At 43.6% G+C, this 14263-nt stretch carries 10 protein-coding genes; 4 read left to right on the top strand and 6 right to left on the bottom strand.

Features of this window, described 5'->3' with window-relative positions:
• The first annotated feature begins 817 nt into the window (after positions 1 to 817).
• Positions 818 to 3193, top strand: a complete 2376-nt coding sequence (gene ygjK / locus G337_RS0123880; protein ID WP_028866084.1) for an alpha-glucosidase — start codon at positions 818 to 820, stop codon at positions 3191 to 3193.
• 62 nt (positions 3194 to 3255) lie between these two features.
• Here ygjK and G337_RS0123875 read toward each other — a convergent pair whose 3' ends face one another.
• The 4 genes from G337_RS0123875 to G337_RS0123860 form a co-directional block, all read right to left on the bottom strand.
• Positions 3256 to 3750: a type II secretion system protein gene (locus tag G337_RS0123875; protein ID WP_425414455.1), complete on the bottom strand. Its 495-nt coding sequence runs from the start codon at positions 3748 to 3750 to the stop codon at positions 3256 to 3258.
• A 252-nt stretch (positions 3751 to 4002) separates the two neighbouring features.
• Entirely contained in the window at positions 4003 to 4632 is a 630-nt protein-coding gene (locus tag G337_RS27275) for a class GN sortase (protein ID WP_051303580.1), read from the bottom strand.
• A gap of 9 nt (positions 4633 to 4641) precedes the next feature.
• On the bottom strand, positions 4642 to 6825 hold the full coding sequence (locus G337_RS27270) for a marine proteobacterial sortase target protein (RefSeq protein WP_051303579.1): 2184 nt from the start codon (positions 6823 to 6825) through the stop codon (positions 4642 to 4644).
• Between the two features lie 9 nt (positions 6826 to 6834).
• Positions 6835 to 7839, bottom strand: coding sequence for an OmpA family protein (locus tag G337_RS0123860; protein ID WP_028866082.1), 1005 nt, complete (start codon positions 7837 to 7839; stop codon positions 6835 to 6837).
• A gap of 190 nt (positions 7840 to 8029) precedes the next feature.
• Here G337_RS0123860 and pdsR point away from each other — a divergent pair, with 190 nt between their 5' ends.
• The 3 genes from pdsR to G337_RS0123845 all read left to right on the top strand — a co-directional run bounded on the left by pdsR (position 8030) and on the right by G337_RS0123845 (position 11447).
• Positions 8030 to 8734, top strand: coding sequence for a proteobacterial dedicated sortase system response regulator (gene pdsR, locus G337_RS0123855; protein WP_028866081.1), 705 nt, complete (start codon positions 8030 to 8032; stop codon positions 8732 to 8734).
• Positions 8731 to 10899, top strand: a complete 2169-nt coding sequence (gene pdsS / locus G337_RS0123850) for a proteobacterial dedicated sortase system histidine kinase (RefSeq protein WP_028866080.1) — start codon at positions 8731 to 8733, stop codon at positions 10897 to 10899. Before pdsR ends, pdsS begins: the two co-directional genes overlap by 4 nt.
• A 104-nt stretch (positions 10900 to 11003) precedes the next feature.
• The gene (locus G337_RS0123845; protein ID WP_037028577.1) at positions 11004 to 11447 is read left to right on the top strand and encodes a DUF2059 domain-containing protein; all 444 of its coding nucleotides are present in this window, start codon (positions 11004 to 11006) and stop codon (positions 11445 to 11447) included.
• Between the two features lie 97 nt (positions 11448 to 11544).
• Here G337_RS0123845 and G337_RS0123840 read toward each other — a convergent pair whose 3' ends face one another.
• The gene (locus G337_RS0123840; protein ID WP_028866078.1) at positions 11545 to 12264 is read right to left on the bottom strand and encodes a PEP-CTERM sorting domain-containing protein; all 720 of its coding nucleotides are present in this window, start codon (positions 12262 to 12264) and stop codon (positions 11545 to 11547) included.
• 834 nt (positions 12265 to 13098) lie between these two features.
• A complete protein-coding gene (locus G337_RS0123830; protein WP_157619457.1) occupies positions 13099 to 14256 on the bottom strand; it encodes a hypothetical protein in 1158 nt (385 codons plus the stop codon).
• Positions 14257 to 14263: the final 7 nt, after the last annotated feature.

The following is a 14263-nucleotide window of genomic DNA, read 5'->3' as shown; positions in this document are numbered from 1 at the left end:
TGACAAAGCATATTGAGGTAACACAATATATAACGAATTTTTTACCGAACAGAAAAATGAACCATAAGTCAGCCGTATAAAAACTGCTCAAGCCCGCTAATAAATTAAGCGGGCTTTTTTTTGTCCGTTGTTCACTATTCAAAGACTAAAAAAAACAACACAGCTCTTTTTTTGAACAAACAGCAGACAGAGAAACTAGCGCAATATTTCACACTTGAACGCAGTTGATATTTTTGTGCCTTTTGTGGTTATTCCCCGTCCTCCTGCGCTCTGTAAAAGATCCATAACACTGGCGAAAAAACAGACGTAAAGCACTTTTTTATTTGACCTGCTTAGCACAATTAACACAGATTTCATCAGGGTAAATTATCTCTCTATTTGATAATTTATAACGGTCTATACAAGAAAAACTAAAGTGCCTTGAAATGCATTGGCAACTTTTTGATCGACTCTCAAAAGATAACATAACAATCAACACAACATAGATAAAAATCATTTAAAACCAAAAGGTTACATCGCGCATCATGTTACATTCCGTTACATTAATTTCCTTGGCCTTTGCTCTTTCAATGTTCATAGTCTGCGGGTCAAAACCACAATGCTGGTCCGGTTTATTTATTAGCTTAATATTTCGTCGATATGGAAAATTTCAGATTAACAGCCGCGGCTGCCTGAAAATAAATTGATGCCGGTCTTAGGCATAACATGGTTAAAAATGGAGATTTATGATGACAATAAAACTGCCGCTCAGTCATCAACAAAAGATAACTGAGATAAACAAATACAGATAACAATCTGTCACTAAGGATTTAAACAAATGAAAAAAACTATATGTGCCCTGTCGGTTTCAATGGCGCTTTTTCTAGGTGCCTGCCAGTCTGAGAACAATGAAAGCAGCGCACCTCAGGTAAGCGAATATAAAAATGTTATCGATCGGACAGGCTCGCCTGAATATATGCGTGATACCGACGCCGGCGGACATCAGCGTTTTAGTCCGTTTTTCGATTTAGGAGCATGGCACGGCCATCTGCTGCCCGATGACCAGGACAGCATGGGCGGTTTTCCCGGCACAGCGCTGCTGACTGAAGAATATATCAACTTCATGGCTAATAACTTTGACCGCCTAAGCGTGTTTAAAGACGGTGTTAAAGTTGATTTCACCATGGAAGCATACAGCTTACCGGGCGCTCTAGTACAGAAGCTGTCAGGTGACGGCGTAAGCGTAGAAATGACCCTACGCTTTGCAACCAACCGTACCTCGTTAGTGGAAACAAAAATCACTACCGACAGCAAATTAACCCTGGTATGGGACGGTGAGCTTATGGAGCAGGTTTATGCCAAAGAAGGTGTCCCTCAGTCTCAAAAAAGCATCTCTGAAACTTATCCGACTTATAATAGAACCCTGGTTAAAACTGACAACGGCTTGAAAGTCACTTTCGGTAAAGTACGTTCAACCTGGGATCTGTTAACCTCAGGTGAATCTGAATACCAGATCAATAAATCTATCAAGACGGAAACCACTGTTGATGATCTATCCTTCAGCTCAACAGCTGAGATCACTCAAGATACCACCATCTACACCACCTACACGCATGTTTTAACTGCACAGGAAAATAGTGCAGAACAGACAAAAATTACAGCGGTATTGAACAACCCGGCGCAGTATCAGGATGCCAGCGATAACCGCTGGCAGGAGTACTTAGATTTAGGACTGACTAATAAAGACGCAACGGCAGAGCAGACTCGCGTCGCCGTGAAATCAATTGAAACCTTAACCGCTAACTGGCGCGGTCAGGCCGGTGCGATGGAGCATGACTCAGTGACCCCGTCGGTCACGGCGCGCTGGTTCTCCGGTAACCAGACATGGCCCTGGGATACCTGGAAGCAGGCATTTGCCATGGCACACTTTAACCCGCAAGTAGCGAAAGAAAACATCCGTGCTATGTTTGCCTACCAGATTCAAGCAGATGATGCGCTTCGTCCTTTTGACGCCGGTTTTATTCCGGATCTGCTTGCCTATAATAAAAGCCCGGAGCGCGGCGGTGACGGCGGCAACTGGAGTGAGCGTAATACCAAACCAAGCCTGGCTGCATGGGCGGTAATGGAAGTATACAAAATTACTAAAGACAAAGCCTGGATAGAAGAGATGTATCCGAAACTGGTCGCCTACCATGACTGGTGGCTGCGCAACCGTGATACTAACGGCAACGGCATTCCAGAATACGGTGCGACGGTTGATAAAGCACACACGACCCTTGAGGGAGAGATGCGCTACACCGCAACCATTAACGGTGAAACTAATGACTATCAGGGCATTGACAACTACAATGCACTGATTGCATCAGGCGACTACGACAGTATTGAGATTCCAGCGCAGACAGCTGCTTCCTGGGAGTCTGGACGTGACGATGCGGCCGTATTTGGTTTTATCGATGATGATCAGCTGGAAGACTACATTGCAGAAGGCGGTTCACGGGAAGACTGGGAGGTACTATTTGCTGAAAACCGCGATACCGGAGATCAGTTAGTGGGTTACTCTTTACTGCAGGAATCGGTGGATCAGGCAAGCTACATGTACACAGATAACAAGTATCTGGCAGAGATGGCGGATATTATAGGTAAACCTGAAGATGCTGCTGTGTTCCGCGAAAAATCAGAGTTTATCTCCTCTTATATCAATAAGTGTATGTTTGATGAAGGCACTGGTTACTTCTATGATATCCGCATTGAAGACAAAGAGCTGGCTAACGGCTGTGCAGGTAAACCTATCGTAGAACGCGGGCGCGGACCTGAAGGCTGGTCGCCGCTGTTTAACGGCGCTGCATCTCAGTCTAACGCCGACCGCGTTATTGAAATTATGCTCAGTGAATATGAATTCAATACCTATGTGCCGCTTGGCACCGCTTCGTTAACCAATCCGGCTTACGGGCCTGATATTTACTGGCGCGGACGTGTCTGGGTGGATCAGTTCTACTTTGGTATCCAGGGTCTGGAACAATACGGTTATCATGATCAGGCGGTAGAGCTGGCGAATAAATTCTTCGATAATGCCGACGGCCTGACTGAAGACAGCCCTATTCGTGAAAACTACAACCCGGAAACCGGCGAACAGCAGGGCGCACCGAACTTCTCCTGGAGTGCGGCTCACCTGTATATGTTATATAACGGATTTTTTACAGCTGACAAGCAGTAAAAAATCGAATAATTAACGAAAAAGCCCGCTAAGAGTATTCTTACGGGCTTTTTATTAAACAACTAACAGCCGCTGTATTCAATGTCATAATCAGGCGGTACACCCGAAGCGGATGCCTGAGTATATTTAAAATAACAGTTATTATCCTGCACCTGATTATCGTTATCCGTATCATAACCGATATAGGTATATTCAATACCTTCATATTCAATCGCAAAATCATCGGAAATATCGATACGCTTTTCAATATCAGTATTATCTAAATAATGCCATTTTAAACGGGTATCGTAACTGCCGTCACCATTGGTATCAACATCAATCAGATCATCGCGATTAGGCACGGGCTGAGCAGCATAACTGGGCATATTGGATTTAAGAAACATAAAATCATTGGCCACTTTGACACTGACTTTAATTTGTGTGATCACATTGACTTTTGCCTCCTTAGACAAGGAGGTAAACTTCGGCAGAGCGACAGCAGACAACACGCCGAGAATAATAATAACAACCACTAACTCTATTAGTGTAAAACCCTGATTAAAAGACTTATACGACAAAATACTGATCCCTGTTCATTGTCACTGATGCGCATTATACCAATTCCATTAATTAGGTGATCTATTTAGACGTAGGAAAAATGAATGAAAGCAAGGCATTGATTGCAGTAACTAGTTGTTCTAATTACAAAATCAATAACGAAGTTAGCATTCATTTTAACCAGCATAAATGAATAGAAAATTAGTGGATTTGGTATTATTACCTTAAACAACTGTAATGTGGAGGCTGAGAGCGATAAAACCGGCTTCAAGTCAAACTCCTGTCCCCTTCTGCAGCACTCTTTTAGCTATCACCACAAAACGTAAATCGCTGTTAATAATATCTGCATCAAAGGGATAACAGGTGATCAGGGTTATTGTCTCAAACCCGCTGTCTTCCAGAACTGACAGATCCTTTTCATTAACAACTTTTGCCGCAATCACCTGATAACTCATCTGCAGCTGCGGGTAGCTTTTAACCGTTATATAACTTGCTGCCGGCAGATCCTCAAGCTGTTTAAAATGCGTATCATTGTGACCGACTAACACTGTGTTACCGCCCTGATTAAAGGGCGCACTTGAGACCATCCAGGCTGGTGCAAAAGCCAGGTTACTGCCCGTTGCCCCGGAAAGTACAATTAAAGGCTCCTGATCATTAATTGTTAACTGTGCAAGCGGCGCACTGTCTGCCCAGGGCCAGGCTTTATAAAGTTCACCGTCCTGCTGATGACGAGCCCAGGCAAAAGTCAGCAGCTGCTGGGCAAGATAAGCTTTACCCTGCATATAGGCGCCTTTGGCAAACAGGAGCAGCGCCGCCAGCACCATAATCAGCAGCAGTTTATGAAATACAGTTAAACGCGGCTTTTTATTTTTTCTGGAACAGCGCCCTGATAACAGCTTCATAAAAACCTCCTAAACAAGCTCATCAGAGATACCTTTGGACAGCAGACGTTCAGCAGTCCACAGCACAGCAGCGGATAACAGCAGCATCAGAGCGATACGCAGATAAAGTCCGCTGCCTAATCCGGTCTGCGGCAGTCTCATGGTATTACCTTTAGGCAGATGTGTTTTAACCTGTTTATCAACACTGCTGAGCATCAGCGGACGGCTTACCTGCTGCTCAACAGCCACTAGACTGGTGTGTTTAGTAACAATATGATGGTTAAGACCTAACGCTGTGATCTGCTGCTTTTTCTCACTAGCGGGCAGTTGACGGTTAAGCTCAATACTGTCTATCTGCTCTTTTGCCCATAAAATGTCTATTCCAGCAGCATTTTGCGGCTGATCTAGCATTAATACCTGTGACCATTTTTTCGTGGTGCCGTTTTCAACTTTCAAGCCCGAAACCTGTAATCTGTTTTTACCCTGCGGCATTTTCATCACCACCTGCAGCGGCTCGCCCTGATAAAGATCTGTTATCGGCTTCGGCCAGTAATCCACCTCACTGCCGTTTTCCCAGGTCAGTTTAATATCACGCAGTACCGGCGCTGACAGCTGCGCAAACAGCGCCGACATTTTCGATCTGACTTCATTAACATCTGCAATACTGGTATAGGTCCCGCGGCCCATCTGCGCACTGCTTTTCATAAAATAATGGTTAGGCGCAGAGCCGATGCCCACCATAAATAACCGGCTTGTGCCCAGCTGCCTTTGAATCTGAGTTAATAACTGCTCTTCGTTACTGATGCTGGCATCGGTAATAAACAGTATCTGCCGCAGCTCTTTGTATTCATTCGGATAAACGGTGCGCTGCTCGGACAGGGCATCATTTAAGGCGGCCTGCATATTGGTCCCGCCGCCTGCCTGGAGCTGACTAATAAAGCTCTTGGCCATCATCCTGCTGCGGCTGTCAACGGGCAGAGAGTTACCGGCAAAAAACTCACTATTATCACTAAAGGCAATAATATTAAAAGTGTCATTCTCAGCAAGCTGATCAACAGCAAAGCTTAATGCGGATTTTGCCTGTTCGATTGATGTACCGGACATTGAACCGGATATATCAATTACCAGAATAACCTCTTTAGCAATACGCGCATTCTCTATGAACTGCATCGCCGGCGGCATCATCATTACTAAGCCGTATTTTTCTATTCCACTGTCGTCCGCTTTTTTCTGTACAAAAACACTGCTTTCAGCCTGCTCTGTCTGCTTCAGAGACCAGTTTAAAACAAAATCACGATCCGCCGGAACAGCTGAATCAAACAGAGAGATAACCTTAAAGTCAGCTTCTCTGTTTTCAATTTTTAAACCATGATAGGGGCTTTGGATATCAGCTGCCGGCAGCGGTGTATGCAGATTAATTTTAATATCAACCAGCAGATCCGGATCCTCAGCAGTTTTAATCATACTAACCGTCTGCTCAGCAAGCTGATAACTTGCAGCCGCATCCTGCCAGCGCTGCCATTTATCCAGCCATATCCAGTCTTGCGAGGCCCTTTCGCCCTGCACTTCCTGATCCTTAGTTACAAACAGGCTGGCCAGATAACTATGGCGCTCTTCTGTGCTTAAAGGATTAACAGCAGGCGCATAGCGGGGAGTAATGGCCATCGGAAACCTCAAGCTGAATAAACCGCTTTTATAGGAAACACTATGCTGATACTCAATCTCAATGGTCAGCTTTTCTCCCGGGCCGATATTAGCAGCCTTAGTAGTAAACATATTGCTGCGCTGCTGTTCAACTAAAGCGGCTTTTTTACCCTCTCTTTCTGCCTGCTTATAGATCTGCTGCGCTTCAGCCTTCTGTTTGATTTCTCCAACAATTACCCGCCTGCCTATCCTCATGGTCAGATGATCAACGGCGGCGTTTTCCGGCAGTGGAAACAGGTAAACCGCGTTAATCCACTGCGCAGAATCGTTTTCAAAGACCTGCCTGACAGACACCCGGTTAATTAAGCCGCTGACATTCATCTCTACCGATGTGCTTAATAAAGGCGCCTCGCGGCTTATTCCGTTACTGTCCTGATAAACCAGCCCGGCCTGCGGCTTTTCAGCGGCAGCCGAGAAACTAGTGCAGATCAACAGCACTGCGGCTAAGGATCTGCCTAATAATAACCATTGCTGCCTGCGGTTATTGTCTACTCCTTTAAGTGACCGCATAAAACCTCCTTAAAAATCCATTGTTGCTGAAACTGTGCGGCTGTCGCGCAGTTCAGCATTGTCTGCATCTTCAAAACTAACGCTTAACTTTTCCATACTGCTCTTTGTTACTGACAGCTCTTGTTTATCAGCTGCTGTTTTCTGCTTTTCTAACTTAACCTGTAACTGTTCCGCTGCTTGTTTCTGTTTTTCCAACTTAGCCTGCAGCTGCTCGGCGGCTTGTTTCTGCTGTCTTTTTTCAGCAGCGGCCAGCTGGCGGCTTTGCTCATTTAACTGCTCAACTAGCGCTGTAACCTCCGCCTGATAAGCATGGATCTCAACGCGCCGGTCTAAACGATTGTTGGCGACAGTGCGCGCCTGATGAACAGGGCTGCTGTCGCCTAAGGTTACAATCGCCAGCTGCTCTTCACTGACTCCCTTATCAACTAAAAATGCGGCTACCGCCTGAGCGCGTTTTTCGGCCAGTTTGACATTGTATGCAGAGTTACCGCTGCGGTCCGTATGACCAACCACCTGCCACACAGTTTCATTATTCTCAGGGACATTTTTTATAAACTCAGCAGTCTCAATTAACGACTGGAAATAAGAGGGATCTATCTCACTTGATGCAAAGGAAAATAACACTTCATTTTCGACAATAACCGGCTTTTCAAGGCTGTCAGAAGCAGGTGCAGGTGATTCTGCAGCTGCAAATATCTGCGCTTCAGGCAGATCGGACGCACTGGTTTCAATATTCTCCTGCAGTTCATTGAGTCTCTGCGGCTGATAATCATCTAACTCCTGATTAATCAGATTTGCTTCGGCAATTAACGCCAGCTGATCGGCATCGGTTGTATTAATACTCTGCGTAACATGTTCACGGTTAAGACTTTCTACCTGATAAGAGTCTTCTACAGAATACTCAAAGGGAGTCTGCGATTTTTCTAAGGCGATTAATCCGCCGGTAACAGCAGAAATAACGATAATGCTTAGCGTTGTTTTTTTAAACGTTGATTGGTTTTTATTATTAGTCATCTGTTTGCCCTTTTAAGCTGTTATGTTGATGATTATATTTAAGCAGACAGTTGTGTTATTAAAGGGGTAACAAAAAGGCAGAATGCTGATCAATTGTGTCCAAAAAATGGCAATTTCATGAAGCGGCTATTTAGTGCGGATATTTAACGTATACTGCTGTTAAGAAACGTATAAACAAGGTTGTTAAAAAATGAAACGTATCGCAATTGTTGAAGATGAAAAAAATATTCGCGAAAATTACGCCGATTTAATGAGCAGACACGGTTACCATGTGGACAGCTATGAAAACCGTATTGACGCAATAAAAGCATTTGAAGTACGTCTGCCGGATCTGGCGATTATAGATATCGGTTTAGGTGATGAATATGACGGCGGCTTTATGCTCTGCCAGTCTTTACGGCAGCTGTCTGCGACTGTACCTATTATTTTTTTAACCGCACGTGATAATGACTTTGATACGATTTCCGGACTGCGTTTAGGCGCGGATGACTATTTAACCAAAGATATCGGACTAGAGCATTTAATGGTGCGCATCAGCGCCCTGTTCCGCCGTATCGATCTGATGCAGAAACCCACGGATCACAATAAGATTATCCAGCGCGGTTTATTAACTATCGACAGTGATAAAATGCAGATCTGCTGGTCAGCACGCCCGCTCGATTTTACCATTACCGAATTCTGGATAGTACATGCTCTGGCAAACCGTGCCGGTATAGTACGTAACCGCCAGCAGCTGATGCAGGATGCGAATATGGTGGTTGACGACAATACCATCACCTCGCATATCAAACGTATCCGTAAAAAATTCATTAAGCTGGATCCCGGCTTTGATGAAATTACCGCTGTTTACGGTATGGGTTATCGTTGGGATATTTCCCAGGAAGCCGCTCAGTGAAGAAATTTTCACTCGGCCTGCGCAGCAAAGTCATTATTTTAGCGAGTTTTCTGCTGATATTACCCTGGCTGGGTTATGAGTATGTGTGGGAAATGGAAAAGTTCCTGCGTCAGGGGCAGGAGCAGACGCTGATCGGCACCACCCGCGCCGTGGCAACTGCGCTGCATGAACGCCCAAAACTGTTTAACTCGCAGGCAAGCTTCCTGCAGCAGGTTGAAGCAGGTAAGGATCTGTACGCCTACACAATTAAACAGGCGATTCAGATAGACGGTCTACTGGACGACTGGAAAGCTAATAAAAGCCAGAGCCTCTTTTACGGGTCTGAATATGTGCGTTTTCAAGCAGATAAAAACAGCGATAATCCAATCTCTTTTACCCATATGGTGGGTAAAAAGGATGGTTATTTATACGGCTATTTCCAGGTAAATGACAAGTACCCGGTTTTTCGTCAGAAAAATGCCCGTCAGATAGACAAAAACGATCACCTTATTATCGCCCTTTCCGATCCCTCCGGAGTCCTGCAGCGTTATATTATCTCGGTGCATAAAAGCGGCTGGTTTAATGCTTTTCTGCAGCCGAAGCCCGATAGTGATATCAGTCAGCTGCAGCGTGAAAAACGTATTCAAGGTTACTGGAAAGAGACCGAAACAGGATACAACATAGAGTTCCGCCTGCCGCTGGATATGCTCGGCAATAAATTAGGCTTTGCCCTGCATACCGTTTCCGATAAAAACAAACGCCGGGTAAATAACATTATCGCCACTTCTAATACACGAGATCTGCAGCAGCTGGGCACGGTATTAGTGCCCTCTCCGGAGATTGAGCGCATTGTAAAAGGCATGAGCCATACACGCTCGCGGATCTGGGTGGTAGACCGCCACCAGCGGGTACTGGCTAAAGCCGGAGATATTCGCAAGGCCGACGGCGTCTGGGCCCCGGACTACCAGGAGCAGGTTTCAGAAGACTCAATATGGTATAAATTACAGGACAAGCTGCTGGCGCCGCTTTATGATCTGTTTTTATCCCGCCCGCCGCATGACTTTATTGACGACCTGTCTGATTCAACGCAGTTAAACAGCAAGTTTATTAAAGACGCCTTAAACGGCAAGTCGCAGTCAAGCTGGCGTTTAACGGACGATAATAAAGCGATGATCCTGTCGGCCGCTCACCCGATCATGGTCGGCGATAAAGTAATGGGTATAGTGGTCGCCGAAGAGACCACCAACGGTATCCGCACCCTGCGTAATAAAGCCCTGGAAAAGCTGTTTAATGTTCTGCTCAGTATTATAGTTGTCGGCACGCTGCTGCTGTTTGTTTTTGCTTCCAATATTGCCTCGCGGATCCGTAAACTGCGTGATCAGGCAGATAATGCCATTGATGATCAAGGGCGTATTTTAGCGCCCTTCGCCCCGTCAAAGTCCGGTGATGAGATCGGCGATCTGTCACGCGGTTTATCGGATATGGTTAACCGTTTAGGGCAGTACCATCATTATCTGGAAAACCTCTCGTCACGACTGTCTCATGAACTGCGCACCCCGGTTGCCGTGGTGCGTTCATCATTAGAAAACCTGTCGTTACTGCCGCAGAACGAAGACAACCAGAAGTATATAAACCGTGCAGAGAAAGGTATTATCCGTTTAAACCGAATCTTAACCAGTATGAGCGAAGCAACCCGCATTGAACAGAGTCTGCAGAGCAGCGACAAAGAGTTTTTCCCGCTTAACGAGCTGGTGGAAGGCTGTATTCAGGGTTATCAGATGACCTACAGCCAGTACCGCTTTGAACTGCATAAAGCAGACAAGATACTGCCGTTCCACGCTGAGCCTGACTTTATTGTGCAGCTGTTTGATAAGCTGATCAGCAATGCCATGGAGTTCAGCGAACAGGAAAATGCTATTCAAATATCACTGCGCCAGCAGGGGGATAATGCACTGTTAACGGTAGCTAATATCGGCCCGCTGCTGCCGGAAAATATGGGTGATGAACTGCTCAACTCTATGGTCTCGGTACGCGCGAAAAACAGCAAAGACAAAACTCATTTAGGTTTAGGGCTGTTTATCGCCAAAATGATCACTGAATTTCATCAGGGTAAAATATCGATTCACAACCGCGAAGATAATTCAGGCGTGGAAGTCTTAGTCAGCCTGCCGATTAATAAAAGCTGACTTGCAGAAAACAGCAAACAGGGCTTACAGTTATAAAAATGCGAATAACTGCAGCAGTACTACTCGCTTAACAATATCTAACATACTCATAAAAAGGATCACCAATGAACTATTTATGGACTATCTGTTTTATTATCGGCGTAGTTTTTACCCCCTATTCAGCAGCCAAACCTGCATCAGCAGAGAGTATTAAGGCCTTAATGCACGCAAGCGGCTCAGGCAGCCTGGGAGAGCAGATGCTCAGACGCATGCTTCCCTCATTAAAGAAAATGATCCCTGAAGCACAAGACTCATTCTGGACAAATACCATGGCAGAAATCGATACAGATGAAGTTGAAAAGAGGATCATTCCTGTATACCAGAAATATTTAACGGAAAAGGATATTCAGGCGATTAATGCATTTTATAATACCCCCGCCGGAAAAAAAATGCTCCAGATACAGCCGAAAATTATGCGCGAAAGTTATGCTATTGGTCAGAAATGGGCGCAAAAAACTGCAAAGCAGGTTTTACAAAAATACCAGGAACAATATAAAAACCTGCCGTAGATAAGCGCGGCAGGCGACAGGCAGTTAAACACAGCAGAGCGCAGACTTAGCTGCGCTCTGTTAATATCCCCTAAAGCAGATAGTAAAAAAAGTTAACTTATATTATTTTACGGCTGAAACCTAACCCCAGCAGACCAAGACTCAGCAGCATAAAAGCGCCTGGTTCAGGTACGCCGACGACCACACACTGGTTAGGATCAGTTGCCGGATCACAAGGTAGAATACTGATCGAGAATGCCTGCGATGGAAAATCAAAAACGGTATTCGAGTTCTGCCCATCAGGACTTAGGAATATCACTTTACTTAAATCACTGCCGGTAACATTAGTAAGATTTATAAATAGATCCTCAGGATCAAACCCGCTTATTACAAACCCGTCTGTGCAGCAGTCTACCCAGTTAAAAGCCAGGCTCTGTGGACCGCCCGCACCAAGAGTTCCTGTTTCATTATCATCTGTAAGTGCCAGAGTTGCAGGAGTTGACCAGTCCAAATCAGCACTGAAGGATCCCCCTCCACTACCATTGGGTTTTTCCAGAATAGCTCCAAAGCTTAATTCATTAGTGCCGGTATTCACATGGGAGAAAATTTGCAGCGCATCGGCCTCAAGAGGGATAAGGTTGGCAGTATTAGGATACACAGGGTTAGCCGAGGAATGCGATGGACTGCCGTATGAGTAGAAATCTGAGCCTGTTTGTGCGCTGTCAAACGTTCCAAGTAAAAACTGATTACCATTAAAATCGATATCCAGTACTGTGGCCATCGAGTTTGAAGACACCGCTAAAACAGCAGCAAATAAACCTTTAATTAAATTTTTCATTTCCGAGTACCTCCAATATTAACTAAGATAGAGATGCGGATCCAAACTAAAAACTTGTATAAATAAGAATAAAAAAGCGCGTCCCCATAAAAATAATATGCAGCAATAACTGTGCCGAACAGATTAATTTATTGATAAACAGAAGCTTAGGTATTATCACATGTTACATCAAGGTATAACCAACTTATTTAGTCTGATACTTGCTTTATCATCAGCAATTGAAATAAAAAACAAACTAAGTTAAATCAGGTGGTTGTGCGATTAACAGGCAGAATGGCGGGGTTTATTTGCTATATTGCTTTATTAAATTGTAATAATTTTCGACGTGCAGAACTCTTTGCAGATCATTTGAAACGGTTTGTATTTACACATAAATATTAAATTCCATAGGAATTTTGCAGCAAAATACAGTTATTATTTACTCCTATTAACTGTAAAGAAAACTGACGCTTTGATTGGGCTGGATAAAATATCGCGGATATAACCAGAGCGAACTAATCAGTGTACCTATTCAAGTCACAATTCAAAGAGCTACAGGACAGATGTGGAGCGTCCATATATGTCCTGCTATTTCTTTTCCATCAATCAAAAAGGTTTGGATGTCCCGCAATTTCCGCAACAGTATAAGCACCTGCCGTAAGGCGTTGCCGTATATGCTCCCGCCTTTTAGCAAACTATCAACAATCAAAAAGTTTGAGAAATATTGCTTTCTCGAGGCTAAAGAGCACAAGGCATTATTATATGCACATATTTTTCTAAATACCGCACTGGCAATAAAATAATACCGGTGATGTGTTAGCTGCAACTAAATAACTGTAAGTTCACTACCTGTTATTATTCAACCTCAATTTTATAAGCATCTATATCGTAATCATCCCATTGAATAACTACATAATTATTTTCAGTCTGGTATAAAAAACGAATAGCTACTTTCTTTGCTTTATTAACCACCATGCTGTGGAGTAGCTTGGCTTGCTCAATGTCCCATAATTCTAAGTTGCCAGTTTTAGTCAGAAATAAGACTCTGCTATCTGTTGCAAAAATCATGGTGGTATACCCAGATTTTTCATGAGAAACAGTAACATTACCATCAATAGGTAGTCCAATGGCTAATTGCCTATATTTAGTGAACTTCCCTGCTATATCCTTATAAACCGATACCCCCGATGGGTTCGAAGCAAGGACATATTGACCATCAGCAGAAACAATTAAACCTTCAGTCGTTATACTATCAATTTGTGTTGCATGGGACTTTGGCAGACGATAAATATACAATTTATCTTTGCTAAACCAACCGCCCTCTGTTGCTACTGCAAGTACATTACTATTTTTCGATAGATGTGCATATGTCACTTCATCTTTATGGCTTAAGTCATGATTTTTTTTAGTTTCTAGATCAAAAAAAGCAATACTTGATGCTTCATGATTATTTTTACGGGCATAATAGTAAAAATAATTTTCAGTAGAAAAGCCAGAGTTATGAACAAAACGAGGCCCAAACTTTAAAAGTTTTTTTTCTGTCGAAAATAAACCTAATTCACTACCGCAAGATAAGTATTGATTATCTGGCGAAATCCTATAAGGGTAGCGCTCACCACAACTATTGTATTTAGTCCCTAACAACGTTAGTACAGAAGTATCCCAAATATGTATACCTTTTTTATTTGTATACGAAACAAAGGATATATTATTTTCAATAAAATCCATGTAGTAAAAACCAGCTTTGGGAGTTTTTATTTTTTCTGGATCTGCATCAAAATCGGTATTTAAGGCGAGTGAACTCACCTTCCCCGTATTCAACGTTACTTTATAGAGTTTTGAAAATTCTGAAATAAATAAAGAATGATCACTCATTATATAACTGACCATGGAGCTAGAGTCGATGTGCGTAGGTTTATATTTATAAATATGCTGCCAGTTAAATTTCTCGCTGGCAAAAGAGTTATTAATAAAACAACTAAAGATTAATATTGATAAAAATAAAAACTTCATTTTGAGA

The organism is Psychromonas aquimarina ATCC BAA-1526 (assembly GCF_000428725.1).
Taxonomy (GTDB): Bacteria; Pseudomonadota; Gammaproteobacteria; order Enterobacterales; family Psychromonadaceae; genus Psychromonas; species Psychromonas aquimarina.
Note: the sequence above shows the minus strand (reverse complement) of the source record. Positions and strands in the feature narration are given on the sequence as shown.